Below are 25,515 nucleotides of genomic sequence, written 5' to 3' on the forward strand. Positions count from 1 at the left end.
AGGTCATCAGCGATTATCGAACATCTTTTGAAATACTATCATATCTGTAAAAATCATTACCGGAAAACAGGAATCCTAATTATTTTATTATTCACGAGACACAAAAAAGCCGCGATTATTCGCGGCTTTTTTGCAATACAAGTAAAAAATGTTTTCCGTAATCACAGGATACAAGAGCAATAGCTGTCCTGTAGCTGACAGGAATTACAGGGCACCAACAACAGTGTGCAGAAACTTCAGGAAGGCGTTGAGAATTGTGTTTAACATACGGAAACGATTAAAGATTCTGAGCTTACTCTTTTATTGGTTTTCAGCGATCCCAATGACCGGAACGCACCGGCCACACTGCAAAATAGTGTATCCCCGCAATAATTACCTGTTCAGTTAATCCATTGCCACCACTACCGTTCATTTTGTTCATTGCAATATCTGCCTACAAAAAAGCCATGACGTCAGTCATGGCTCTACGGGTAACAAACGCAGCATGCTCTTTAGCCGAATGCCGCCCAGTGCGGTTTTCAGCTACGCAAAATAACCTGGCTACAGGGTAAGAGTACAGCGGGGACCATAAGAAAAGGGGTTATATCAGTTTCACTTTTACATGGTTTTCGGCGGTCTCATAGTTCGTGCGTCTGGGGAGGGCAGACAAGCCATGGGTTCAAGAGCAAAAAATAGTTTACAGGTTGTTTAGTGACAACGATGGCAGCCACAGCCACCACCATGTTCACCACCACCAGGATTAGTGTTACCTCCACCCAACAGCAGTTGGAGCAGGAATTGAAGCAAACCAGTGAGAATCATAAAACTGGATTTAAAGGGGTTAAGCGCCTACTCTCTTATTGGTTTTCAGCAATCCCAAAGACCGGTAACAATCGGTCATACTACAAATGTAACCGCTTCTCTTAAATACAACGATGACTCCGGTCACCCCTTTTTAATCTCGCATTCATTCTTGTGAATGAAGGCATGAAGTTGATTATTACAGACGCCTTGCCAATAAAAAAGCCATGACCTCAGTCATGGCTCTACGGGTAACAAACGCAGCATGCTCTCGGGCCGAATACCGCCCGGTGCGGATTTCAGCGACGCAAAATAACCTGGTGACAGGTAAAGAGTACATCGAGGACCATCGGAAAAAGGTTTTAATCTCAGCTACGCTTTTACATGGTTTCGGCATTCTCATTGTTCATGCGTCTTGGAGAGGCAAACGAGCCGTAGCGGTTCGAGAGCAGGAATAGTTCACTGGTTGCTTAACTGCAATGGCGAGGATGACAACGATTATCATCGTCATCATCATCACGATGACAACCACCACCACCTGGATTAGTGTTACCGCCGCAGAGCAGCCGGCGAAGCCATTCAAGCAATTCACAAAGGAACATAACAAATGGTTTTAGGGTTAAAGCCTACTCTTTTATTGGTTTTCAGCAATCCCAATGTCCGGGTGTTAACCGGTCATACTACAAATGTAACCGCTTCTCCTAAATCGAAACATGATGCAGATCACCCATTGGTTACTTACCACAATATTTATTTTAATCGTTGTTCAATATATTCCTGCCTATAAAAAAGCCATGACGTCAGTCATGGCTCTACGGGTAACAAACACAGCATGCTCTCGGGCCGAATGCCGCCCAGTGCGGTTTTCAGCAACGCAAAATAACCTGGTGACAGGGAAAGAGTACAGCGAGGACCATAGGAAAAAGGTTTTTAATCTCAGCTACGCTTTTACATGGCTTTCGGTAATCTTATTGTTTGTGCGGTCTGGGGAAGGTAGACAAGCCATAGGGGTTCAAGAGCAAGAATAGTTCACAGGTCGTTTAGTGGCAACGACGATGGCAACGATCATCATCATCGTCATCACGACGGTGACATCCATTACCACCATTACCAGGATTGGTGTTACCGCCGCAAAGCAGCCGGCGAAGCCATTCGAGCAAATCGTGAAGGAACATAACAAATGGTTTTAGGGTTAAAGCCTACTCTTTTATTGGTTTTCAGCATTCCCAAATGACCGGTAATAACCGGTCATGCCACAAATGTAACCGCTTCGCTCAAATTCAAATATGATACACGTCATTCAATCGTTACTATGACATTCATTTTGTTCATTAGGAATCCTGATTAAAAAAGCCCCGGCGGCCATGGATACGGCTACCGGGACTATTTTTTCACTTGCCAGTGGATTATTTTCCGCCTCTTTCTTCTTTATAAATAGCTTTTGCTTTAGCAGATGGCAGGTAGATCTGGAAGCCTACGCCCAGGCTGATCCGGTTAGCAGTGGTGGAATTACCGCCTCCAACTGTCAGATCATATTTCACTAAGCCTTCCAGGCCAACATTGGGTGTGATAAAGTAGGAAATACCAGGTCCGATACCCACGTTAAAACCATTTGTAGATGCGCCACTGGCCGGGTTTTGGCCAGCGAATCCGGCATTCGCTTCCGCAAAGAATCTCACTCTCTTGGAAAACTCCAGTTTCCGGACGTTTTTATCTTCCACAAAATAACGGGCAAAGACGCCTACACCATAATTTGTATTCGAAGCCCTGGTGTCTGTCACTTTGTTCTTGGTGGTGTTGGCACCAAAATCAACATAACCACCGATAGCCAGACCATCTTTGATAAACCAACCGATTTTAGGAGATAGATTGAAACTGAAAGCAGTGCTTTCCTTTTGAAAAGTCACATTCAAATTTGTGAGATTGGCACCCACCATAATGTTTCCTTTCTGGATCTGTGCTTTAACGGTTGATCCCATCAGTACGCTCACTGCAACAAGGGTTAGGAGACGAATTTTTTTCATAGTGTGCATTTTAGTTTTAACATTTAACATGCTGAATGAATAAATATGCCGATCGCGCAAAACAGCAAATCAGTATTTGAGGTTTGCAGCTGTAGCAGGTTGCTATTGAATAATGAACTGAAAAAAATTAGCGGCAGGGGGATAATGGGTAGCTTAATAATATGCTTCAAACAATCACAAACAATCACAGACACATGTTCGAACAGAATCTGAACGTGAAACAAAAGTACTGAAAATGAAGCATATAAGTGTTCAATTTGTTAAGAAAAATATAATTTTTTTCTTGCGCTGCACTTTTTGCTGATCATGTTTTTCCGATGATACTTAAGGCTAATAACAATTACGATCGAATGTTGTTGTATAAAAATCTTTTCCCACCTGTGCTTTTTTTTCCATGTTTATCCTATGATATTTCGGGAAGGAGAATGGTTCGGAGACCTGACAGGAAGGACCCACGGCAGCGGCAGGAGGTCACCTGCCGAATGATGAGCAGATAGCAGGGGTAGCCGGCAGCTTATACCGAACTGTACAGTACAGACAAAATAAGCACGATTAAAAGGCAGATTACAGCATATCAATATGTGCGCAGAAGCGGCCCTGTTGTTGCAGAAAACGCAGGAAACCGCTCATTTTCTGTTCCATTCGGGCGCCGGAAACCCGGCTGATATAGGAAGGCAGGGCATAGCCCCGGATATCCACCAGTTCCCACGGATGGAAGTAGAAAGAGAGGTAATTATCCTTCCGGAGGATTGTTTTACTGAAATGGCGGGTTACCCACAGCGGGGCATTTTTCACGCTGAGCCAGAAAACGGGGTATCGGATAAGGGGGGAAACGGACGAAGGGATGATCCACATATCGTTATCGCCCCGGAACATGGTACGGGGCAGGTGGCGGTTATTATAGCGTCCGGGAAGCCAGGTAGGGTTCAGGGAGGCATCGTAGAGATAACCGGCATCCTGTAGTGCCTGCATGTTCACTTTACGGAGGCGGGGCATGCGAAAGCCGCGTACCTGTTGACCGCTGATTTCCTGCAGTGCCAGTCGCGACCCTTCCAGGTCTGCATCGGAGAAGGAGCTGTGGTAGTAGGCGTGGGAAGCTATTTCATGTTTGGCTGCCACTTGCCTGATGAGTTCGGGGTAATGCTGCGCCCAATAGGCAGTGATGAAGAAAGTAGCGCGCACGTTGTATTGATCAAAGAGGTCGAGGGTAGTTTGCAGGCCTTTTCTGGATATTTCCAGTTTTTCCTGCAGGGGTACCTGTCGGCCAAATTCTTCGGGGATATCAAATTCTTCCACGTCAACACTAATCAGTATCCTTTTCTCCTGGTTCATCATTATTTAGCGGCGTTAGCACTGGTAATAATCCAGCAATAGTTCTTTAGTTCCTTCAGCAGCAGTTTGATTTTAAACGCGCTGAAGCTGATACCGGGGCGGCAATATACGTCTACTGCGCCAATTTTGAGGCGTGGATTTTTACCGGCTTTGTACAGAAACTCGCTATCGTAGAGAAAACCGTCGATGGTAGTATTGAGGAGCACGGACCTGCCGTGGGCGTTGAACCCTTTGAGGCCGGCCTGGGCGTCATTGACTTTGAGGCGAAGTACCACCTTGTTGAGCAGGCGGCTGATACGGGTGATCACTCTTCTTTTGCGGGGCAGTTCTTTCAGGTAAGCGGCACCTCTTTCGCCGGCCACTACGTCGAGGCCATGCTGCAGCTGGTCATATGCCTTTTTTACGGCATCAACGCCGAAGGGGAAATCGAGGTCGGTATATACCTGATAGGCATGACGGGAGTTTTTCACGCCTTCGCGGACCGCATGGCCTTTACCGCGGTTTTGTTTATAGTTGACGATGATGATACCGGGAATGGCAGCTTCGAGCCAGGAGATGTGCTGGCTGGTGAAGTTACGGAGTGAGCCGTCATTTACCAGGATGAGCTGCACCGGTACCTCGCCCATGAGGCGAAGTACTTCATGATAGTGCCGGATTAGCGATTCCACCCAAGGGCCCGACGGGTTCCAGCAGGGCAGAATCACATCCAGGCCAGGAGCCAGTACAACCTGTTCTCCTGTTTCGTATATAACAGTTGCAGGAGGTGCTTGTGTTAATTCTAAGTACATATGTGGTCAGTCGGCTATCAGTAAAAAAATACAGGCTCAGTTAGATATGCATTTTCATATAGTATGACGGCAAAACGTTGACCACCCCCTAGTACCCCCGAAAGAAATCATAAAAAAAGGTCCTGAAGAGCAGGACCCCGGGCATTTGGCAAAAAGTACGTTCAGTTGTAGGTTATATGTGACCGAATTTATTGAAAAACCGTCACCTGACAATAGCATGTTCATGTAAGCAAAAAAGGTTGTCCCGCTTTCGCAGGACAACCTTTTTCTATGGAAAGAATATGTATTAGGCGTTTACTTTACCTTTTACTTTCGCTACCACTTCTTCAGCCACGTTGTTCGGAGCCGGAGAGTAGTGAGAGAATTCCATGATGGAGCTGGCGCGGCCAGAGGACAGAGAGCGCAGTTGGGTTACGTAACCGAACATTTCGCTCAAAGGTACTTTAGCTTTGATCACCTGTACACCATTTCTGGAGTCCATACCTTCCAGCATACCACGACGACGGTTCAGGTCACCTGTAACGTCACCCATGTACTGGTCAGGAGTTTGTACTTCTACTTTCATGATAGGCTCCAGCAGTACTGGTTTAGCTTTGCGGGCAGCTTCACGGAAGGCTTGTTTGGCGCAGAGCTCGAAGGACATAGCGTCGGAGTCCACCGCGTGGAAGGAACCGTCAAACAGTCTTACTTTCAGGTTCACCAGCGGGAAGTTAGCCAGTACACCCTGGTTCATGGATTGTTCGAAACCTTTCTGAACAGCCGGGATGAACTCTTTAGGGATAGCACCACCGAAGATATCGTTTACGAACTGGAAGGATTTTCCGTCGTTTTCTTTCAGCCATTCTGCATCAGCAGGAGAGATTTCGATCTGGATGTCAGCGAATTTACCGCGACCACCAGTTTGTTTTTTGAACACTTCGCGGTGTTCAATTTTTGCAGTCAGGGCTTCTTTGTAAGCAACCTGAGGAGCACCCTGGTTAACTTCTACCTTGAACTCACGTTTCATACGGTCAACGATGATTTCGAGGTGAAGCTCACCCATACCGCTCAATACGGTCTGGCCGGTTTCTTCGTCAGTTCTCGCTTTCAGGGTAGGATCTTCTTCTACCAGTTTAGCGATAGCCATACCCATTTTATCAACGTCGGCCTGAGTTTTAGGTTCGATAGCGATGTGGATAACCGGCTCAGGGAATGTCATAGATTCCAGGATGATCGGGTGGTTCTCATCGCACAGGGTATCACCTGTTTTGATATCTTTAAAACCAACAGCAGCACCGATATCACCAGCTTCGATGAAATCGATCGGGTTCTGCTTGTTAGCGTGCATCTGCATGATACGGCTGATACGTTCGTTTTTGCCGGTACGGGTGTTCAGGATGTAGGAACCTGCATCCAGGTGACCGGAGTAAGCCCGGAAGAACGCCAGACGACCTACGAAAGGATCGGTCATAATTTTGAACGCCAGTGCAGAGAATGGTTCTTTAGCATCTGGTTTACGTTCAATTTCATCACCGGTGTCAGGGTTGGTACCTTTTACCGCTTCGATGTCCATTGGAGAAGGCAGGTAACGGCAAACCGCATCCAGCATTTTCTGAACACCTTTATTTTTGAAGGAGGAACCGCACATCATCGGGATGATAGCGATGTCGATAGTAGCTTTACGGATTGCTTCGTGGATTTCAGCTTCGGAGATAGAGTTAGGATCTTCGAAGAATTTCTCCATCAGGGTATCGTCGTATTCAGCAACGGCTTCTACCAGTTTAGCTCTCCATTCGTTCGCTTCTTCCTTCATGTCTTCCGGAATTTCGATTTCCTGGTAGGTAGCACCTTTACCTTCTTCGTCCCAGATGATACCTTTCATGGTGATCAGGTCAACCACGCCTTTGAAAGTATCTTCTGCACCGATAGGCAGGGTCAGGGGAACGGGGTTAGCACCCAGCATTTCCTTTACCTGTTTTACCACGTTCAGGAAGTCGGCGCCGGAACGGTCCATTTTATTAACGAAACCGATACGGGGTACGCGGTAGCGGTTAGCCTGGCGCCAAACGGTTTCAGACTGAGGTTCAACGCCGGATACAGCGCAGAACAGTGCCACCAGACCGTCCAGTACACGCAGAGAGCGCTCCACTTCTACCGTGAAGTCCACGTGGCCCGGAGTATCGATGATGTTGAATTTATATTGTTTAGTGTCCGGGAGAGCTTTACCTTGTAAGGTTGGGAAATTCCAAAAACAAGTGGTAGCAGCAGATGTGATGGTAATACCTCTTTCCTGCTCCTGTGCCATCCAGTCCATGGTAGCAGCACCCTCGTGCACCTCACCAATCTTGTGGGATTTACCTGTATAATACAGGATACGCTCTGTGGTAGTGGTTTTACCCGCATCAATGTGCGCCGCAATACCAAAGTTCCTTTGAAATCTTAAGTCTGCCATAATATTAAAATGACTAAATAATGCAATTTGGGGGGCAAAGGTAATTTATTTTTAGCAATAAATAAAACGCGCCATATTGTGCAATTGTTATTTCTCATTAACGAACACGGGCGTTTTGACACATGCGTTAAAATCAACATAAGTATCTGTTAGTCGAACCAGTTTTTAGGTGTAATCCGCCATTTTTTTAAAAAATACTGCCGAAAACGAAATCTATATTTTTACTGAACAATAATTCTTCCACATTTGTATCATGATTTAATAGGTTTGCCCCCGAAATGTCCTGGTTTATCCTGTGCCTTGTTGTTAGTTACCGAATACTGAGCATCAACCATATATAAATCAACAGAGTGGTATACAGAACGGCCTTATTGCGAATTATTATCTGACAAAATTCCAAAAAAATAACTGTCATGAAGAGAAATATACTTTCTTCCTGAGCTGTGTGCTGTTGATTACAGCAGAGCCATATCATACGTACATTTTCTAACCCCCATTTTCATTATGACATCTTACAACTCCAAGTGCATCCCTGCACTAGTGGTACTGGCATTGCTATGTGCCACAGCAAAGGGGCAACTGGTCCTGAACAGGCAGGTGACTGCCAGCAACGGGGCCAGCGGCGTGGTGAACACCATCCGGTTGCAGTATACCCTTGGCGAGGCCGTGGTGGCACCGGTGACAGATGGCCGGCTGCTCCTCACCCAGGGATTCCAGCAACCGGAAGAACTTCCTGCCCTGCCTCCCGGCGCCAACCCTGTCAAGAACTACATCATCTTCCCCAACCCTGCGGTAACCAACGCCAAGGTGCAGTTTGACCTGCTCAGGGGCGCCACGGTAACCATCGAGGTGCTGAACACGGCAGGGCAGACGCTCTATCACCAGTTCGTTGAGATGGGCGCCGGCAAATCCACGCTGATACTGCCGGTAAATCATTTTGCCGCCGGCATTTATACGGTAGTACTAAAGGTGAATGGCAACATCTATTTCGAAAAACTGATTGTCCAGTAGCGCCCACACCATTGCATCATCTTTTTTTTAAAAAATGTAATCATGAAATATGGTCGAATAATTCTACTGTTATGCGGCATGCTAGCCGTAAAACCGGCCGTACACGCCCAAAAAACAACGCAGAAAGCACCCAATATCGGCGCCGCCTTCCTGCTGGTAAATCCTGACGCACGCTCCAGCGGGGCCGGAGATGCCACCACCGGGCTGGAAGCCGATCCCAATGCGCTGTTTTCCAATGCCGCCAAAATTGTTTTTGCCGGCGACTGGGGCGTCAGCGCCAATTACTCCCCCTGGATGTGGGAGTTGAATAACAGCCAGTCCAATATGGCTTACGTATCAGCCTATAAAAACTTCAACGCCGTGGAAGGCGTGGGTTTGTCCATGAAATACTTCAACTACGGAGAAGTGACCTTCAGGGATGATAACGGCACGGCGCTGCAAACCTATTCCCCCAAAGAGTTTGCAGTGGATGCCGCTTACGCCAGAAAACTGGGGCAGCATATGTCCCTCTCTGTCAGTCTGCGGTATGTACGCAGCCAGCTGGGCCAGGGCTCCTTCAACGGACTACAGCAAAAGCCGGCATCCGCGGTGGCCGGAGATATCGGTTACTATTATCAGAACAGCAAGGATAACCTGGAATTCGGCAACCGGTATTCTTTCGGTGTGAGTTTTACCAACATCGGCACCAAACTGCAGTACACCGATGACAACACCCGTAAGAGTTTTCTGCCGATGAACCTGCGTATCGGCGGCGGCTATACGTTTGTACACACTTATGATCATGAATTTACGGTAGCCGTAGATATCAACAAGTTGCTGGTGCCTACTCCTCCCCTTTATGCTGTGGATAACAATGGTATTCCCACCGACCAGATCCTCAAAGGCAAAGACCCCAACCGGGGAGTGGTGAATGCATTGTTTTCCTCCCTGGGCGACGCTCCCGGCGGCTTCAGTGAAGAGTTACGGGAATTTACTATTGCCAGCGGGCTGGAATACGCCTATAAGCAGGCTTTTTTTGTACGGACCGGCTATTTCTACGAGCATCCTCAAAAAGGGCTGCGGCAGCATTTCTCCGCCGGCCTGGGTGTCCGGTATTCCAATATCGGATTTGATGTAGCCTATCTGGTCCCTACCGGTACCAGCCTGCGGGAACGAAGAACATTAAAATTCTCACTGGTCTATAACATCGGGGCCCGCAGGGATGCGCCACCCCAATGAATTTGCTAACACATTTAAATTACCCATATGAAACTTTCTATCTTTCTCTTCACGCTGCTGGCGGCGCTCACCATGCAGGCGGCTGCGCAAAACAAAACCCGGGATGTGCTGTTTCCTTCCTTTCAACAGGATTTTTCACGGCTTCATGCTCCCGCTTCAGATAAAAACGCCAAAGAAAGCCAGTTTCGTGGCCGTTCTGCCAAAGAGCTGATTTTTAACGATTATAAACCGTCAACACCCCGTAGCAGCGCCAGGATGGCGGCACCGGCCGCCGGCAAAAAAGCAGCCATCCCCTCTGATATGAACAGTGAAGCTGCGGCTGCCGCCCGTCAGCCATCCACCCCGCCTGCAGCTCCGTTCAAAATACCCGACCAGGGCGAGGAACCAAAGAACAATGGCAGCAAACCCCTTAAAAACAAACCTTAACACCGATTTAAATCAGCCGATATGAAAAAAAGATACCTGCTTTTTCTCTTTTGCAGCATGCTGTTTTTAACGCAGTTGACATCCGCACAAAACGGGCTAAAAACCATCAACTATCAGGCGGTAGCAAGAAACGCCAATGGAACTGCGCTTGCCAATGAGAGCATTAAGGTGCGGATCTCTATTCTGGGAGGTTCAGCAGACGGCCCGGTGCAATATCAGGAAACGCACGATGCCATTACTAACCAGCTGGGGTTGTTCAATCTGCAGATTGGCGCCGGCGTGCCCGTGAGTGGAACATTCTCCGCCGTACCCTGGGCTAACGCCAATCAATATATCAAAGTAGAAGCCGCCACCGGCGGTGGCAGTTTCCAGGTGCTGGGCACTTCACCACTGGCCAGCGTGCCTTTTGCGTTGTATGCCGCCAATGGTAATCCTGGTCCGGCAGGACCGGCAGGACCAGTAGGGCCGGCTGGACCGGTAGGGCCACAAGGTGTTCAGGGACCGGCAGGACCGATGGGACTTCCAGGGGTGGCAGGCGCTGTAGGGCCTGTTGGACCAGCGGGACCAGTTGGACCGGCAGGTGTAGCAGGGCCGGCGGGGCCTATTGGTCCGGTTGGGCCTGTGGGACCTGCAGGGCCGCAGGGCAACATAAACGGCGTTTCCGCGGGTGGAGATCTGAGTGGCACCTATCCCAATCCGGCAGTAGCGAAGCTTCAGGGGATACCGGTAAGCAATACCGCGCCGCTGGCCGGGCAGCTGCTGAAATTTGATGGCACCCAGTGGGTGGCCGGTGCAGCAGGTGGCGGGCTGACGCTCCCCTATGTTGCCACCGACAACAACGCCGCTACGCTTTTCAGCATTACCAATAATGGCGACGGCACTTCCCTGGAAGGCGTGAATAATACCGCTACCTCCAGTATTGCCGCGATGAGAGGAATTGTATCTTCTACCGCTCCGGGTGGTTTTTCATCTGGCATGAGAGGTATCAACAATGGCACCGGTGGTTTGGGGATCGGCGTATGGGGGTCTCAGAATGGCTCCGGTTGGGGCGTTTATGGTGTTACTCCCAATGGGTTGGGCGTATATGGTAACGCTTCCGCCAATGGTATCGGCGTTTATGCCAATAGTAATACCGGTACAGGCCTGACAGCTACCAGTAACAATGGTATACCTGCCAGCATCAGTATTTTCAATAATGCCAATAACAATAATGCCCTGAGTGTAAACAGTGTGGGTAACGGCACAGTAGTTAATGTAACTACCAGCGGCAACGGTGCCGGGATACTAAGTAGCAGTGGTGCCGGATTTGCCGTGCATGGCATTACCAGCGCAGTAACGTCAGCAGGCGTGGTGGGCGATAACAATGGCGGCGGCGAAGCGGTGGTAGGCCGTACCACCAGCGATATTGCCGGCGCTGTGGTGGGCCGTAATGATGGTGGTGGATATGGTGTAAGAGGTTTTATCACCACCAATAACACAGGTACCGGCATTGGCGTGTTGGGGCAGGTAGGTCTCAATAACGGTACGGGCAGGGCCGGACGTTTTGAGAACTACAATACGGCCAACACTGCCGGTAACACCCTGGAAGTAGAGACCAACGGCAACGGTAACATTCCGGACAATACACAGGGCAATGCCGCTTCTTTTCTGGTAAACAATACCAATAGTGTAGCAGCAGCCGTGAGAAGCGAAGTAAAAACCATCTTCGGCAACTTTGGAGCGGCCGGTGTTTTTGGGATTTCTTCCGGCACCGGTGGCTTTGCAGGCCTTTTCCATGCCTCCAACACGAGCGGCAACGGGCCTGCGCTGGTGGCTATTACAGACGGCAATGGTAATGCCATAACTGCCAATGCCAGCAAAGATGGTAACGCCGTGGAAGCCAATATCGACGGGGCTGGTAACGCGTTGTATGCCTGGGTACCTTCTTTTGCTACCGGCAGGGCAGGCAAGTTTGATATTTTCAATACCGCCAATACCAGTGACGCGATCACCGTTACGACGGCTGGTAATGGCATCGCTGGAAATTTCAAAGTAGATAAGGTAACCGGCACCTCCCCTGCCGTAAAAGGGGAAGTCAATTCCCAGTTTTCCAACTTTGGTACTGCCGGTGTTTACGGGGTATCGTCCGGTACCGGCGGTTTTGGCGGTCTGTTTTACGCCTCCCACCCGGCAGGTAACGGTCCGGCGTTGATAGCTATTGCCAATGGCAACGGCAATGGCATCACTGCCAATGCCTCCAATGGTGGCGATGGCGTAGAAACGACGGCAGACGGTAGTGGCAATGCCCTCTATTCGTGGGTCCCCAATTTCGGGAACGGCAGGGCTGCCAGACTTGTAAACTACAACGATGCCAATAACAATCCTGTATTGCAGGTGGAAAACCACAATATCAGCAGTAACCTGGCAGTTTTCAAAGCGGGTGATCCGGGAACGGTCAACGTAGCCCGCATCAATTCAGCCGGGAAAGGTTTTTTTAACGGCGGTACCCAGAATAGTGGCGCCGACGTAGCCGAGGCCTTTGATGTAACGGGTAACGTACAGCAATATGAGCCCGGCGATGTGATGGTGATTGCAGCAGATGTTGACCGCACCATTGAAAAGTCATCCGAAGCTTATTCTTCTCTCGTGGTAGGCGTGTATGCCACTAAGCCCGGTGTGTTGCTGACAGAGGAAGATATTGAGACCGATATCTCCAGCAAGGTGCCCCTGGGCGTGGTGGGTGTGATACCCACTAAAGTATGCAATGAAAACGGGGCGATTCACCGGGGTGATCTGCTGGTGACTGCAAGCCAGCCGGGATATGCCATGAAAGCAGATCTCAACAAATTAAAGCCGGGTCAGGCAATAGGCAAGGCCTTACAGGAATTCGACGGAGCGCAGGGCAAGATCAAAGTGCTTGTAAACGTGAGATAACAGGAGATAATATCAGCAGTATACGATGCACACAGGGCCGCCGGTTTTATGCCGGTGGCCTTTTCTTTGATGGTCAGCTTGTCATAACACGAACGTTGCAATACATTAATTTAAATCAAGATAGTTATTAGCTATCCTAACCAGTTTTATACCGAATTCTACCATTTTTCAGCCCAAAACTACCACTTGAAAACTAGGCATTTGTTCAGACCGATAAATCGTTGATATTCGTGTTATTATCGATCATTATCCCCCAAGTTCCGCTTCACACATTTACTGTCATGTAGAATAATCTGGTTACCCAGGAAACTAATTGGTTTATTTATACCTGCTTATCAAAATTTTGCCATGTCTATACCATGCTTGGATCTAACTCTGATCTTAGGTTTATTTCCGTGCTTATCTATTTCTGTTTATCGTCAATCACACATTCATTTATCTATCTATTCATCCCAAAAGTGAAAAATTTATGGCTGCATCTGTACACTCCTCCTAATCAATAAGGTGGCTGTTTCGTTTTCATTCATTTTTCGATGTCGGGCTTTTCTTCCCGGTGTCGGAAACAGCTTCCTATTGCTTATACACACCTTTTAACTCTACTTAATTATGACATCGTTTATCTCCAAGTGCATTATTGCGCTGATGGTGCTGGCAGCGCTATGCACCAAAGCGAACGCGCAACTGATCCTGAACAGGCAGGTCGTTGGCAGTAATGGCGGCAGCGGTAATCTCAATCAGGTATTGATTCAATATACGATAGGGGAACCGGTTATGCTGCCTATTACCAATGGACAGTTGTTCCTGACACAGGGATTTCAGCAACCATTTGAGCTTCCTCCCCTTCCACCCGGAAAGAGTCCTGTCAAAAGCTACATACTATTCCCTAATCCTGCGCTCACCACGGTGAAAGTACAATTTGAGCTACTTGCCGATGCAATGGTCAACATACTGATGCTCAATACGGCCGGGCAGGAGGTGTATAACAAACAACACCAGGCCGGGCAGGGTAAATCTACAGTAGTGATACCTGTCAACCGTTTTGCGGCCGGGCTCTACACCGTTGTGCTGAAAGTGGGTGTCAACATTTATTTCGAAAAACTCATCGTGCAGTAATTAAATGTCGTAATCATGAAACGTGATCGAATAATTCTACTTCTTTCCGGCATGTTGGCTGTTACACCAGCCAGCCATGCACAAAAAGCGCCTCAACAGCCACCTAACATCGGTGCCAGTTTTTTGCTGGTGAACCCTGATGCCAGATCAAGCGGGATGGGTGATGCCGCCACAGGCGTGAGTCCGGACGCCAATTCCATTTTTTCCAATGCCGCCAAAATTGTATTTGCGGGGGACTGGGGAGTGAGCGCCACCTACTCTCCCTGGATGTGGGAGCTAAACAATTACAAATCGAACATGGCTTTTGTATCGGCCTATAAGAACCTGAATGACAATGAAGGTATCGGGGCTTCCATGAAATATTTTAATTACGGCGATGTCACTTTCCGGGACGAAAACGGAACGATCCTTCAGAACTATTCTCCCCGGGAATTTGCGATAGACGGCGCTTATGCGCGCAAGCTGGGAGCGCATATGTCGATGGCCATTACGATGCGTTATGTCCGTAGTCAGCTGGGGCAGGGCTCCTTCAATGGTATACAACAGAAGCCAGCATCCGCAGTAGCAGGAGATGTCAGCTACTACTACCAGAACAGCAAGGACTATCTGGACTTTAGCAACCGGTATTGTGTGGGTATCAGCATCACCAACATTGGCACTAAACTTCAGTATACAGATGACAGTCGCCAGAGGAGCTTTTTGCCAATGAATCTGCGGATAGGCGGCAGTTATACGTTTGTGCATACCGGTGACCATGAATTCACCATTGCGCTGGACATCAACAAACTGCTCGTGCCTACCCCACCCCTGTATGACAGCGCTGGTCAGATATCAAAAGGCAAAGATCCCGACCGGAGTGTTGTCAATGCTCTTTTCTCTTCTTTTAGCGATGCCCCCGGAGGTTTTGGAGAAGAAATACGGGAGTTTACAATTGGCAGTGGTATTGAATATGCCTATAGACAATGCTTCTTTGTACGGACCGGATATTTTTATGAGAATCCCCATAAGGGCTACCGGCAACATTTCACCAGCGGCCTTGGTGTGAGAGTAGCTAATCTGCAGCTGGACCTGGCTTATCTCATTCCCACCTCCAACAGCTTACGGGAAAGAAGGACCCTGAAATTTTCACTGATGTACAACATCGGCAGACACGCCGCTGCCACTATTACCCCATCTGTAAACCCAGACATCACACATTAAGCAATTACTGAATAAAATACCAGTTATGACAAAAAGATACTTGTTTATCATTTGCTGCACGCTGTTGACTTTACAGCTCTATGCACAAAACGGGCTTAGGACCATTAACTACCAGGCAGTGGCCAGAAACGGCAACGGCACGATGCTGGCGAACGAAAATATAAAAGTGAGGATCACCATTTTGGGTGGCTCACCGTCAGGTCCGGTACAATACCAGGAAACACACAGTACCACTACTAACCAGTTAGGGCTTTTTACACTTCAGATTGGTGGCGGAAGTGCTACCAGTGGTAATTTCAGTACTATTCCGTGGGCTAATGCCAATCAATTCATCAAAGTCGAGGCTTCCGCTGATGGCGGTAGTTATCAGGAATTGGGTACCTCTTCCTTTGCGGCAGTACCTTATGCCTTGTATGCGGCTAATGGTTTGTCCGGCCCAAAAGGAGATAAGGGAGACACCGGTCCGGCAGGACCAACAGGAGCGCCGGGTACAGCAGGTACAGCTGGTGTAGCAGGGCCGGCGGGTCCAGCCGGCTCTAAAGGTGACAAGGGCGATATAGGTGCCACAGGTTCCGTTGGACCGGTAGGCCCGATGGGACCAATGGGACCAATGGGAGCAATGGGAGCCGTTGGGCAGACAGGACCGGCAGGAGCAGCCGGTATTAAAGGAGATAAAGGTGATGTGGGTAACGCAGGCCCCGCAGGACCAGCAGGACCGATGGGACAAACCGGGCCAGCTGGTAGCCAAGGTATAAAGGGAGATAAGGGAGACCCTGGTGAACAAGGACCGGCGGGAGCTCAGGGAGCAACAGGACCTCAGGGTCCAGCTGGACCTCAAGGCCCTCAAGGACCTCAAGGACTGGCCGGGCCTCAAGGAGAGCCTGGTGTACAAGGACCTCCAGGCCCATGTGGCCCTAAAGGGGAACCTGGTGAGAAAGGTGATAAGGGTGATAAAGGTGATCAGGGAGACCATGGTGACAAAGGTGATAAGGGCGATAAAGGCGACCAGGGAGACCATGGTGATAAGGGTGATCAGGGAGATCATGGTGACAAAGGTGACAAAGGTGATAAGGGTGATAAGGGTGATCAGGGAGACCATGGTGACAAAGGTGATAAGGGTGATAAAGGCGACCAGGGAGACCATGGTGACAAAGGTGATAAGGGTGATAAAGGCGACCAGGGAGACCACGGTGACAAAGGTGATAAGGGTGATAAAGGCGACCAGGGAGACCATGGTGACAAGGGTGATAAGGGCGATAAAGGTGATCAGGGAGACCATGGTGACAAAGGTGATAAGGGCGATAAAGGTGATCAGGGAGATCATGGTGACAAAGGTGATAAGGGCGATAAAGGTGATCAGGGAGACCATGGTGATAAGGGTGATAAGGGCGATAAAGGTGATCAGGGAGACCATGGTGACAAAGGTGATAAGGGCGATAAAGGTGATCAGGGAGATCATGGTGACAAAGGTGATAAGGGTGATAAGGGTGATAAGGGTGATCAGGGAGACCATGGTGACAAAGGTGATAAAGGTGATCAGGGAGATCATGGTGACAAGGGTGATAAGGGCGATAAAGGTGATCAGGGAGATCATGGTGACAAGGGTGATAAGGGCGATAAAGGTGATCAGGGAGACCATGGTGACAAAGGTGATAAGGGCGATAAAGGTGATCAGGGAGATCATGGTGACAAGGGTGATAAGGGCGATAAAGGTGATCAGGGAGATCATGGTGACAAGGGTGATAAGGGCGATAAAGGTGATCAGGGAGATCATGGTGATAAGGGTGATAAGGGTGATAAAGGTGATCAGGGAGACCATGGTGACAAAGGTGATAAGGGCGATAAGGGCGATAAAGGTGATCAGGGAAACCAGGGTGACAAAGGCGATAAGGGTGACAAGGGCGATAAAGGTGATCAGGGAAACCAAGGTATACAGGGCCTGAATGGTGATAAGGGAGATAAAGGTGATAAAGGTGACCAGGGAAACCAGGGTGACAAAGGCGATAAGGGTGACAAGGGCGATAAAGGAGATCAGGGAAACCAAGGTATACAGGGCCTGACTGGTGATAAGGGAGACAAAGGTGATAAAGGTGACCAGGGAAACCAGGGTGACAAAGGCGATAAGGGAGACAAAGGTGATAAAGGTGACCAGGGAAACCAAGGTATACAGGGCCTGAATGGTGATAAGGGCGATAAGGGAGACAAAGGTGATAAAGGTGACCAGGGAAACCAAGGTATACAGGGCCTGACTGGTGATAAGGGAGATAAAGGTGATAAGGGTGACCAGGGAAACCAAGGTATCCAAGGCTTGACTGGAGATAAAGGAGACAAGGGTGATCAGGGGATACAAGGTGCTACTGGTGCTAAAGGAGATAAAGGCGATCAGGGTATACAAGGTGTAACCGGGGCTGCCGGTGCTAAAGGAGATAAAGGTGATAAAGGTGATCAGGGGATACAAGGTGCTACTGGTGCTACTGGTGCGACTGGCGCGACTGGTGCGACTGGCGCTAAAGGAGATAAAGGCGATCAGGGTATACAAGGTGCCACTGGTGCTGCAGGTGCCGCTGGTGCTAAAGGAGATAAAGGTGATCAGGGCAACCAAGGTTCAACTGGTGCGACAGGGCCACAAGGTGCTACAGGGCCTCAGGGACCGCAGGGGCCTCAGGGAACAATAGCTATTCCTTTTAGCGGCAATGGCACCGTTAATGGTTCGAATTCTCTTTTCAGTCTCATCCTTAATAGCGGAAATGGAAATTTCTTCGTTTTCAAGAATCAAAACTCAAATGTGGCTCGTATTGATGACAACGGAAAAGGAATCTTTAATGGCGGCACTGCTAATAGTGGCGCCGATCTGGCAGAAGCATTTGATGCAACAGGTGGCATTGGGTTGTACGAACCAGGTGACGTGATGGCTATTGCCACCAATACTGACCGTACTATTGAAAAATCTGCCGGAGCCTATTCCTCGCTGGTGGTTGGCGTGTATGCTACCAAACCGGGGGTGTTACTGACAGAAGAACATATTGATACCGATATTTCCAGCAAGGTTCCACTGGGTGTTGTGGGTGTTATTCCTACCAAGGTATGTAACGAGAATGGGCCTATTCATCGTGGGGATATTCTGGTTACCGCCAGCAAACCTGGTTACGCTATGAAAGCAGACCTGAATATACTGAAGCCTGGTCAGGCGATCGGCAAGGCATTACAGGAATTTACCGGTGAAACCGGCAAGATCAAAGTCTTAGTAAATGTGAGATAAGCAGTAAATCTAACCAATTAGCAAAGGCTGTCGGGTTCTCCCGACGGCTTTTTTTATGTCAGGAAGGGAACAATTTCGGGGCTGGCATCAGCGATAAAGCGGGAAGTTTCTCAGGGTAAAATGATTAAATCAGAAAGCTCACAGCGACTTTAAGTAAAGAGGGGGATGGAACGAGCGGTCACTGCACAGATGGGAGCGTCTAAGAAGGGCTGGGTTGTTCAGAAGGATTCATCGTTATCCACATTCGGCACATGCCTTGCGGCATTCTGGCAAATCCGCCATGGTGGTGGGATGTTCAGTTTATCAACGAGGTTACGCAGGGGTTACACACATCTAAAGCACAGTTTATCCACACATAAAAAGGCAAACAGCTCCGGAGAGGAACTGTTTGCCAAATATATTGAGTTGCCCGTGAGGGCTATAACTATACTCTGAAGTGAGAGAAAGCTTTGTTAGCTTCAGCCATACGGTGAGTATCTTCTTTCTTCTTGAACGCTGCGCCTTCACCTTTGCTTGCTGCTACGATTTCATTTGCCAGCTTATCAGCCATGCTCTTACCGTTTCTTTCACCAGCGTAACGAACCAGCCATTTGATGCTCAGGGATACTTTTCTATCCGGGCGAACTTCAGCAGGGATCTGGAAGGTAGCACCACCGATACGGCGGCTTCTAACTTCTACAGCGGGAGTTACGTTGTTCAATGCTTTTCTCCAAACTTCATAACCGTTTTCACCGGTCATCTGGCTTACCTTATCCACGGCATCGTAGAAGATTTTATAGGCAATGCTCTTTTTTCCTTGTTCCATTACGTTATTAACGAAGCGGGTTACCAGCTTGTCGTTAAACCGAGGATCCGGAGCCAGAGGCAATTTTTTTGCAGCTTGCTTTCTCATTTATTGAAAATTACGACTATTTATAATTGATTATTTTTTAGCCTTTTCCTTTTTAGTACCATATTTGGAACGGCTCTGCTTTCTGTCTTTCACACCGGCAGTATCCAGGGAACCGCGAACGATGTGGTAACGAACACCTGGTAAGTCTTTTACCCTTCCACCACGGATCAGTACGATAGAGTGCTCCTGCAGGTTGTGACCTTCACCAGGGATGTAAGCAATCACCTCAACTTTATTGGTCAAACGCACCTTTGCAACTTTACGCAAAGCGGAGTTAGGTTTTTTAGGCGTGGTTGTGTACACACGAGTACAAACACCACGACGCTGAGGGCAGCTATCTAATGCCCTGGACTTAGACTTAGCCCGGATAATTTCTCTTCCTTTTCTTACTAATTGTTGTATAGTAGGCATTCTTTACCTAGTTTTTTATGTCGGTTTACAATGACATCCAAATTTCCCATAAGGGATTTTGGGAGGGCAAAGGTAAAACTATATATGTGAATAACAAAATTGTTTCGAATATTTTTTGCCGGTTTTGAAGTTCCCATGTTGTCGAAGACTGGTCAAACGTGATCTGGTATAAGCAGGATATCAAAAATCCGGATTGCAAAGGTATGATTTCCTTTAGAATCTACCATAAAAAAATAGGGCCGGTTGCCAGACCCTACTTTTTCATTTTGATATTTTGTGATTTTGATATTTTATTAATGTGTACCTGCTTATTTCTCACCTACCTGGTAATTCCAGTGGCGGGTATCTTCAGCACGGCCGGTGCGGATAGCATCGAGCCGGCGGATCACTTCCGCGCCGGTTTCATACTTAGTGGTGTCCAGTTTGATCTGGGTATCCAGGTAGTCCAGTTGTTCTACAAAAGCCAGGGAGGAGGCTGTACCGGTACCAAAGACTTCGCGGAGGGTGCCATTTTTATAGGCAGTCACCACTTCATCAATAGATACAGGTCTTTCTTCCACGGTGAGGCCGAGATCTTTCAGCAGCTCGATCACACTGGCGCGGGTAACCCCTTCCAGGATGGTGCCTTGTTCCAGATCGGGGGTAATGGCCGTATTGCCGATAATCACAAATACGTTCATGGTACCGCATTCCTGCAGGTATTTGTGCTCGTAGCCGTCTACCCAGAGGATCTGGTCGTACCCCTGTTTTTTAGCCTGCATGGTGGGATACATGGTACCGCCATAGTTACCCGCAGCTTTAGCGTATCCTACGCCGCCGGGGAAGGCCCGTACATATTTATCCTGCACCAGCAGTTTAATTGGTTTATTGAAATAAGGGCCTGAAGGCGAATTGATAATGGCAAAACGGTAGGTATCAGAAGGACGCACTCCAATGAACTCATCCGCTGCGATCATGAAGGGACGCAGATAGAGAGAGCAACCGGGGCCGGTTGGAACCCAGTCGCGGTCCAGATCAATCAATATGTCCATACCGCCGATAAAGAGCCATTCCGGCACTTCGGGCATTCCCATTCTTTCAGCGGAGAGGTTGAATCTTTTGTAGTTATCATACGGGCGGAAGATCATCGGATTGTCCTGAGGATCTTTATAGGCCTTGATACCTTCAAAAATGGCCTGTCCATAGTGCCAGGCGGCGTTGGAAGGGCTTACAGAAAAGTTCTGAAAAGGCAGGATTTCGGCATTTTTCCACTCTTTTCCATCAAAATCGGCAACCAGCATGTGGTCAGCATACTTTTTACCGAACACCAGATTATTAAAATCCACTTCACTCAAACGGCTATGCGTAGTTTTTGTGACTTTGATCTTCTGTAATGCTTCTTCCTTTACTGTTGATTTAGCTACCATCATGGTTAATCAATTTTATCTCAATATTTTTACACTTTCTTGCGTTGGATGGCCGCATTTGCGGATACGGCAGTGCAAATAAACTGATTTTTCCCCACGCGGGATTTTGATATTAAATTAAATTATAATAATATGTCGCTCGACCAATTAGACCTTGATCCGTATTATCTGGCTAAGATCTTTACCCAGCCGATCATTCCCGGGAAAAGCGTACCGGTTGCAGCGCCGCAAATTGAGGTACCCAAAGTCAAATATTTAGGAGAAAATCAAAAAAACGTTGCGCTCTTCATACAAAACGAAAATGAAGCCTACTTAAATGATGAATTATTCAACCTCCTTACCAATATATTAAATGCCTGTAAACTGGGGATGCAGGACGTATCCCTGATGAACACCGCTCCATACCCGCAACTGGAGTACACTTCGTGGCAGGCTGCTGTAAAAATAGAGAAGGCCATTATATTTGGCGCCGCATCAGCTTCGCTGGGCCTGACAGACGCGCCTCTTTACCAGTTGCTGACCGTCAACAGCACTACCCTGCTGCTTTCTGACGACTTGCAGATGATTGGCACCGATAAGGTATTAAAAGCCAAGTTATGGGCCGGTTTGAAGCAGCTGCTTGGTATTTAGCTATTTTTATATTTTTTTTATTTTATTATTTGATTTCAGGGGTTTGGGAACTTTGAGATTTAGAAATTTTAATAGATGAAACTGATTTTTGCTACCAACAACGAAAATAAGGTGAAGGAGTTCCGCTCTATGCTGGGCGACCACTTCGAGATCATCACCCTGCTGGAAGCGGGTATTGACATCGATATTCCGGAGCCACATGATACACTGGAAGAGAACGCCCGTGAGAAATCGACCACCATCCACCAGATGACCGGCCAAAACTGCTTTGCTGAAGATACCGGACTGGAAATCAACGCACTGAACGGCGCTCCCGGCGTCTTAAGCGCCCGGTATGCCGGTGAACAGAAAAAGGCAGCTGACAATATCGTTAAAGTACTGGCGGAAATGGAAGGCGTCACCGACCGCAGCGCACAGTTCCGCACCGTTATCTCTCTGATCCTGGACGGAAAAGAGCACCAGTTTGAAGGCGTCAGTCGCGGTACCATTACAGCGCACACTTCCGGCGAGAAAGGCTTCGGCTACGATCCTATCTTCATTCCGGAAGGAGCCGACCGCACCTTTGCCGAAATGGACCTTGCCGAAAAAAATCAATACAGTCACCGTGGCCGTGCCTTTGAGAAGTTCATCGTCTTCCTGAAAACACTGCCTGTTTAACATCTACCTAAACATCTACCTAAAAAATAATGGCAAGAATAAAAATAGACCTACCGGAGAAATTTGGGTTCAGCACAACGATACCTATCAGGATACAGGATGTTAACTACGGCGGACATGTTGGCAATGATGCCATCCTGTCTATTATGCATGAAGCCCGCATGCAGTTCATTCAACAGGCCGGCTACAAAGAACTGGATCACCAAGCAGGCACCGGCCTGATTATGGCCGATGTAGCTGTAGCCTACAAAGGAGAAGGCTTTCACGGCGATATATTCACCGTAGCAGTAGCTGCTGGTGAATACAGCCCCTTCGGCTTCGAACTTTTCTATCACCTGACCACTCAACGCAACGGCCAAACGATCACGATCGCCACTGCCAAGACCGGCATGGTCTGCTTTGATTACAATGCCCGTAAAGTGATGAAATTACCGACAGAGATGAAAGCTGCCATGGAGGGTTTGGGATGAAGCCCGAGGATGAACCAGAGGATGAACCAGAGGATGGAGCTCGAGGATGGAGCCCGAGGATGAACCAGAGGATGAACCAGAGGATGGAGCCCGAGGATGAACCAGAGGATGAAGCCCGAGGATGAACCAGAGGATGAAGCCCAAGCTTGAAGCCCAGAGTCTCCCGGGGCTCACGCCCTGGGTTAAGATGTTATTCAAGTTTCATTATTATGGGGAACCATTATTATCTGAGACATCTTTATTAAGAAGCATTATTATAAAAATATAGTCAATATCATGGAAACAAATACTACAGCCAGTTATCTGGAAAAAATAATCGCCAGTCGCCGTACCGTGAAGCCTACCAGCATGAACGGCCGGAAAATAGCCGACGAAACCGTACAACAGCTGCTGCAGATGGCCGACTGGGCCCCTACCCACGGCTATACGGAGCCCTGGTACTTCGTCGTGTATGGCGGTGAAAAGGTACAAGAGTTTTGTACTGCTCATGCCGATTTATACAAACAATTCACTCCGGCAGACAAATTCATTGCCGGCAGTTATGATAAACTGAAAAGTCAGGGCGATCTGGCTTCCCATGTCATCGCTATTTGCATGAAAAGGGGCAGTAATCCGAAAATCCCGGTGATAGAGGAAATTGCAGCAGTATCCTGCGCTGTACAGAATATGTGGCTGAGCGCCACCGCTCAGGGCATCGCTGCCTACTGGGGCTCTGGTGGTATGACCTTCCACCCTGCCATGCAGGACTACCTGGGCCTGGGAGATGAAGACCAGGTATTGGGCTTCTTCTATCTTGGCTATACAGACGAGCCGGCACAACCTGGCAAACGCCTGAGGCCACTGTCTGAAAAAGTAAAATGGATGTAATTATTTTAGTATTTGGCCATTTGATTATTTAATTATTTGAAATCCCATAGTTAAATGATCAAATGGCTAAATATCAAGATAGTATATATCCTTTGGCAAGCGTGTCAAATGTTTGCAGCTGTTCGTTGACCCAGTGCTCGTCCCTTCCGAGTTCCCGCGCCATGATATTCGCTACGGCCGGGGCTATACGTAAAGCTTCCCGTGCATCCAGAAAAAGCAGCCGCACTCTTCTGGCCAGGAAATCGGCGATATTCCGTGCCATTTCTTCCCTTACCGCCCATACCACCTGTACTTTCAGGATACCGAAAGGCTCACTCAGCACTTCCTGTAAATCAGGTTGGTCCTTCATCAGTTGTTGCAACCTGGGCACATCGCTGCCATAGAAATACCAGGGGTCGTCCCAGTTCATTCCGGTAGCGGCACCATGGACAGGCATGGTGTGGGTTATTGATGCTGTTGGTTTCCAGCGCAGGGATTTTTCCAGCTGCTGCACCACATCTTCCGCCATGCGGCGGTAGGTGGTCCATTTACCTCCGATGATGGTCACCAGTCCTGAGGCGGCGACAATAATTTTATGGCTGCGGGATATCTCCTTCGTTTTATGTCCTTCTGCTTTGGCAGCCGCAAGTGGCCGAAGACCGGCCCATACGCTCAGCACATCGTTGCGTTGGGGCGCCCTGACCAGGTATTGCCCGGCTGTACGCAGAATAAAATTGATTTCCGCCTCCAGCGCATGCGGTTCCAGGCTGATGTGGTTGACCGGCGTGTCTGTAGTGCCTACCACCACTTTATTATGCCATGGTACGACGAACAGCACGCGACCGTCGCTGGTAGCGGGGATCATCAGCGCATTATGCCCTGGCAGGAAGCTGCTGTCGAGCACCACATGTACACCCTGACTGGCCGCAATAGACTTAGGGGCGTCCGGGTTGTCCATCTCCAGAATATCATCTGCAAAAACACCGGTAGCATTGATCACCGCTCTGGTATTGAGAAATATTTCGGGGCCATTGTTCAGTGTATCCCTGACCGTTAGTCCGCTGATATTACCGCCTTCATCTTTACGAAGGCTGGTGATTTTCATATAGTTCAGGACCGTGCCCCCTTTATCAGTGATGGTCTGGGCCAGGTTCACCGCCAGGCGGCTATCGTCGAACTGGCCATCGTGGTAGAGGACGCCGCCGGCGAGCCGTTCCTGTTTCAGGGTAGTCAGTTTTTCCAGTGTTTCCCGGCGGGAGATATGTACCGACCTGCCGAGGCTGAGGCGGCCGGCCAGCCAGTCGTACATTTTGAGGCCGATCGTATATTTCAGGTTTTCCCACGCATTGAAAGTAGGGATGACGAAGCTGAGGTTACGCACCAGATGGGGCGCATTATGCGCGAGGCGGCCACGCTCCACGCTGGCTTCCCTCACGAGGGAAACATCGCCCTGCGCCAGGTAACGTACCCCTCCGTGCACCAGTTTAGTACTTTTACTGGATGTGGAGGCTGCAAAATCAGCCTGTTCAAGGAGCAGGGTACGGTATCCTCTCGTCACCGCTTCCAGCGCGGCACCTAAACCGGTAGCGCCGCCACCGGCCACAATGATATCCCAGGGCTCCAGGTCTTTTCTCAGGGCTGCAACAATAGCTTCTCTTTTCATATACGATTTTTCGGGTACTACAAATTACTGCGGAAATACCGGCTG

General features: G+C 48.7%; 22 protein-coding genes. 13 read left to right on the forward strand and 9 right to left on the reverse strand.

Annotated features, from left to right (window positions below; all coding sequences use genetic code 11):
- The first annotated feature begins 1,268 nt into the window (after positions 1 to 1,268).
- Together ICL55_RS35445 and ICL55_RS35450 are read left to right on the forward strand one after the other, a co-directional pair.
- The gene (locus ICL55_RS35445) at positions 1,269 to 1,397 is read left to right on the forward strand and encodes a hypothetical protein (protein WP_281392576.1); all 129 of its coding nucleotides are present in this window, start codon (positions 1,269 to 1,271) and stop codon (positions 1,395 to 1,397) included.
- A 438-nt stretch (positions 1,398 to 1,835) separates the two neighbouring features.
- Positions 1,836 to 1,970, forward strand: coding sequence for a hypothetical protein (locus tag ICL55_RS35450; protein WP_281392577.1), 135 nt, complete (start codon positions 1,836 to 1,838; stop codon positions 1,968 to 1,970).
- A 216-nt stretch (positions 1,971 to 2,186) separates the two neighbouring features.
- Here the strand turns inward: ICL55_RS35450 and ICL55_RS19010 are convergent, their stop codons facing one another.
- From ICL55_RS19010 to fusA, 4 genes are all read right to left on the reverse strand, one after another.
- Positions 2,187 to 2,804, reverse strand: coding sequence for an outer membrane beta-barrel protein (locus tag ICL55_RS19010; RefSeq protein WP_188100077.1), 618 nt, complete (start codon positions 2,802 to 2,804; stop codon positions 2,187 to 2,189).
- 564 nt (positions 2,805 to 3,368) lie between these two features.
- Positions 3,369 to 4,139 (reverse strand): polysaccharide deacetylase family protein, encoded by a 771-nt coding sequence (locus ICL55_RS19015; protein WP_188100079.1) that lies wholly within the window; start codon positions 4,137 to 4,139, stop codon positions 3,369 to 3,371.
- A complete protein-coding gene (locus tag ICL55_RS19020) occupies positions 4,139 to 4,924 on the reverse strand; it encodes a glycosyltransferase (protein WP_188100081.1) in 786 nt (261 codons plus the stop codon). The genes ICL55_RS19015 and ICL55_RS19020 overlap by 1 nt, the downstream gene beginning before the upstream one ends.
- A gap of 286 nt (positions 4,925 to 5,210) precedes the next feature.
- Positions 5,211 to 7,355 (reverse strand): elongation factor G, encoded by a 2,145-nt coding sequence (fusA, locus tag ICL55_RS19025; protein ID WP_223151501.1) that lies wholly within the window; start codon positions 7,353 to 7,355, stop codon positions 5,211 to 5,213.
- Positions 7,356 to 7,859: 504 nt separating this feature from the next.
- On the opposite strand from fusA, the gene ICL55_RS19030 reads away from it, so the two are divergent.
- The 6 genes from ICL55_RS19030 to porV (ICL55_RS19055) all read left to right on the forward strand — a co-directional run bounded on the left by ICL55_RS19030 (position 7,860) and on the right by porV (ICL55_RS19055) (position 15,236).
- Positions 7,860 to 8,366, forward strand: a complete 507-nt coding sequence (locus tag ICL55_RS19030; protein WP_188100083.1) for a T9SS type A sorting domain-containing protein — start codon at positions 7,860 to 7,862, stop codon at positions 8,364 to 8,366.
- A 78-nt stretch (positions 8,367 to 8,444) separates the two neighbouring features.
- A complete protein-coding gene (gene porV, locus ICL55_RS19035; RefSeq protein WP_246496433.1) occupies positions 8,445 to 9,584 on the forward strand; it encodes a type IX secretion system outer membrane channel protein PorV in 1,140 nt (379 codons plus the stop codon).
- 27 nt (positions 9,585 to 9,611) lie between these two features.
- Positions 9,612 to 10,010 carry a hypothetical protein gene (locus ICL55_RS19040; RefSeq protein ID WP_188100087.1) on the forward strand — a complete coding sequence of 133 codons (399 nt, stop codon included), beginning with the start codon at positions 9,612 to 9,614 and terminating at the stop codon, positions 10,008 to 10,010.
- Between the two features lie 21 nt (positions 10,011 to 10,031).
- Positions 10,032 to 12,923, forward strand: a complete 2,892-nt coding sequence (locus ICL55_RS19045; RefSeq protein ID WP_188100090.1) for a beta strand repeat-containing protein — start codon at positions 10,032 to 10,034, stop codon at positions 12,921 to 12,923.
- Positions 12,924 to 13,529: 606 nt separating this feature from the next.
- The gene (locus tag ICL55_RS19050; protein ID WP_188100092.1) at positions 13,530 to 14,036 is read left to right on the forward strand and encodes a T9SS type A sorting domain-containing protein; all 507 of its coding nucleotides are present in this window, start codon (positions 13,530 to 13,532) and stop codon (positions 14,034 to 14,036) included.
- 15 nt (positions 14,037 to 14,051) lie between these two features.
- Positions 14,052 to 15,236, forward strand: coding sequence for a type IX secretion system outer membrane channel protein PorV (porV, locus tag ICL55_RS19055; RefSeq protein ID WP_188100094.1), 1,185 nt, complete (start codon positions 14,052 to 14,054; stop codon positions 15,234 to 15,236).
- A 244-nt stretch (positions 15,237 to 15,480) separates the two neighbouring features.
- Here the strand turns inward: porV (ICL55_RS19055) and ICL55_RS35105 are convergent, their stop codons facing one another.
- Entirely contained in the window at positions 15,481 to 17,838 is a 2,358-nt protein-coding gene (locus ICL55_RS35105) for an LTA synthase family protein (RefSeq protein WP_223151503.1), read from the reverse strand.
- Between the two features lie 183 nt (positions 17,839 to 18,021).
- On the opposite strand from ICL55_RS35105, the gene ICL55_RS35110 reads away from it, so the two are divergent.
- Positions 18,022 to 18,495 carry a hypothetical protein gene (locus tag ICL55_RS35110; RefSeq protein WP_223151504.1) on the forward strand — a complete coding sequence of 158 codons (474 nt, stop codon included), beginning with the start codon at positions 18,022 to 18,024 and terminating at the stop codon, positions 18,493 to 18,495.
- A gap of 424 nt (positions 18,496 to 18,919) precedes the next feature.
- Here ICL55_RS35110 and rpsG read toward each other — a convergent pair whose 3' ends face one another.
- The 3 genes from rpsG to ICL55_RS19075 form a co-directional block, all read right to left on the reverse strand.
- Positions 18,920 to 19,387 (reverse strand): 30S ribosomal protein S7, encoded by a 468-nt coding sequence (rpsG, locus tag ICL55_RS19065; protein ID WP_143307685.1) that lies wholly within the window; start codon positions 19,385 to 19,387, stop codon positions 18,920 to 18,922.
- 30 nt (positions 19,388 to 19,417) lie between these two features.
- On the reverse strand, positions 19,418 to 19,798 hold the full coding sequence (gene rpsL, locus ICL55_RS19070; RefSeq protein ID WP_012789278.1) for a 30S ribosomal protein S12: 381 nt from the start codon (positions 19,796 to 19,798) through the stop codon (positions 19,418 to 19,420).
- Positions 19,799 to 20,106: 308 nt separating this feature from the next.
- Positions 20,107 to 21,207, reverse strand: coding sequence for a branched-chain amino acid aminotransferase (locus ICL55_RS19075; protein WP_188100098.1), 1,101 nt, complete (start codon positions 21,205 to 21,207; stop codon positions 20,107 to 20,109).
- 129 nt (positions 21,208 to 21,336) lie between these two features.
- Between ICL55_RS19075 and ICL55_RS19080 the strand changes: the two genes are divergently transcribed.
- The 4 genes from ICL55_RS19080 (at position 21,337) to ICL55_RS19095 (ending at position 23,828) form a co-directional block, all read left to right on the forward strand.
- Entirely contained in the window at positions 21,337 to 21,834 is a 498-nt protein-coding gene (locus ICL55_RS19080) for a hypothetical protein (protein ID WP_188100100.1), read from the forward strand.
- 75 nt (positions 21,835 to 21,909) lie between these two features.
- Entirely contained in the window at positions 21,910 to 22,491 is a 582-nt protein-coding gene (rdgB, locus tag ICL55_RS19085) for an RdgB/HAM1 family non-canonical purine NTP pyrophosphatase (RefSeq protein ID WP_188100102.1), read from the forward strand.
- Positions 22,492 to 22,520: 29 nt separating this feature from the next.
- Positions 22,521 to 22,961: an acyl-CoA thioesterase gene (locus ICL55_RS19090; RefSeq protein WP_188100104.1), complete on the forward strand. Its 441-nt coding sequence runs from the start codon at positions 22,521 to 22,523 to the stop codon at positions 22,959 to 22,961.
- 276 nt (positions 22,962 to 23,237) lie between these two features.
- Positions 23,238 to 23,828: a nitroreductase family protein gene (locus ICL55_RS19095; protein WP_188100106.1), complete on the forward strand. Its 591-nt coding sequence runs from the start codon at positions 23,238 to 23,240 to the stop codon at positions 23,826 to 23,828.
- A 73-nt stretch (positions 23,829 to 23,901) separates the two neighbouring features.
- Here the strand turns inward: ICL55_RS19095 and ICL55_RS19100 are convergent, their stop codons facing one another.
- Entirely contained in the window at positions 23,902 to 25,470 is a 1,569-nt protein-coding gene (locus ICL55_RS19100) for a glycerol-3-phosphate dehydrogenase/oxidase (RefSeq protein WP_188100109.1), read from the reverse strand.
- Between the last annotated feature and the right edge of the window lie 45 nt (positions 25,471 to 25,515).

The organism is Chitinophaga varians (assembly GCF_014529945.1).
GTDB lineage: Bacteria > Bacteroidota > Bacteroidia > Chitinophagales > Chitinophagaceae > Chitinophaga > Chitinophaga varians.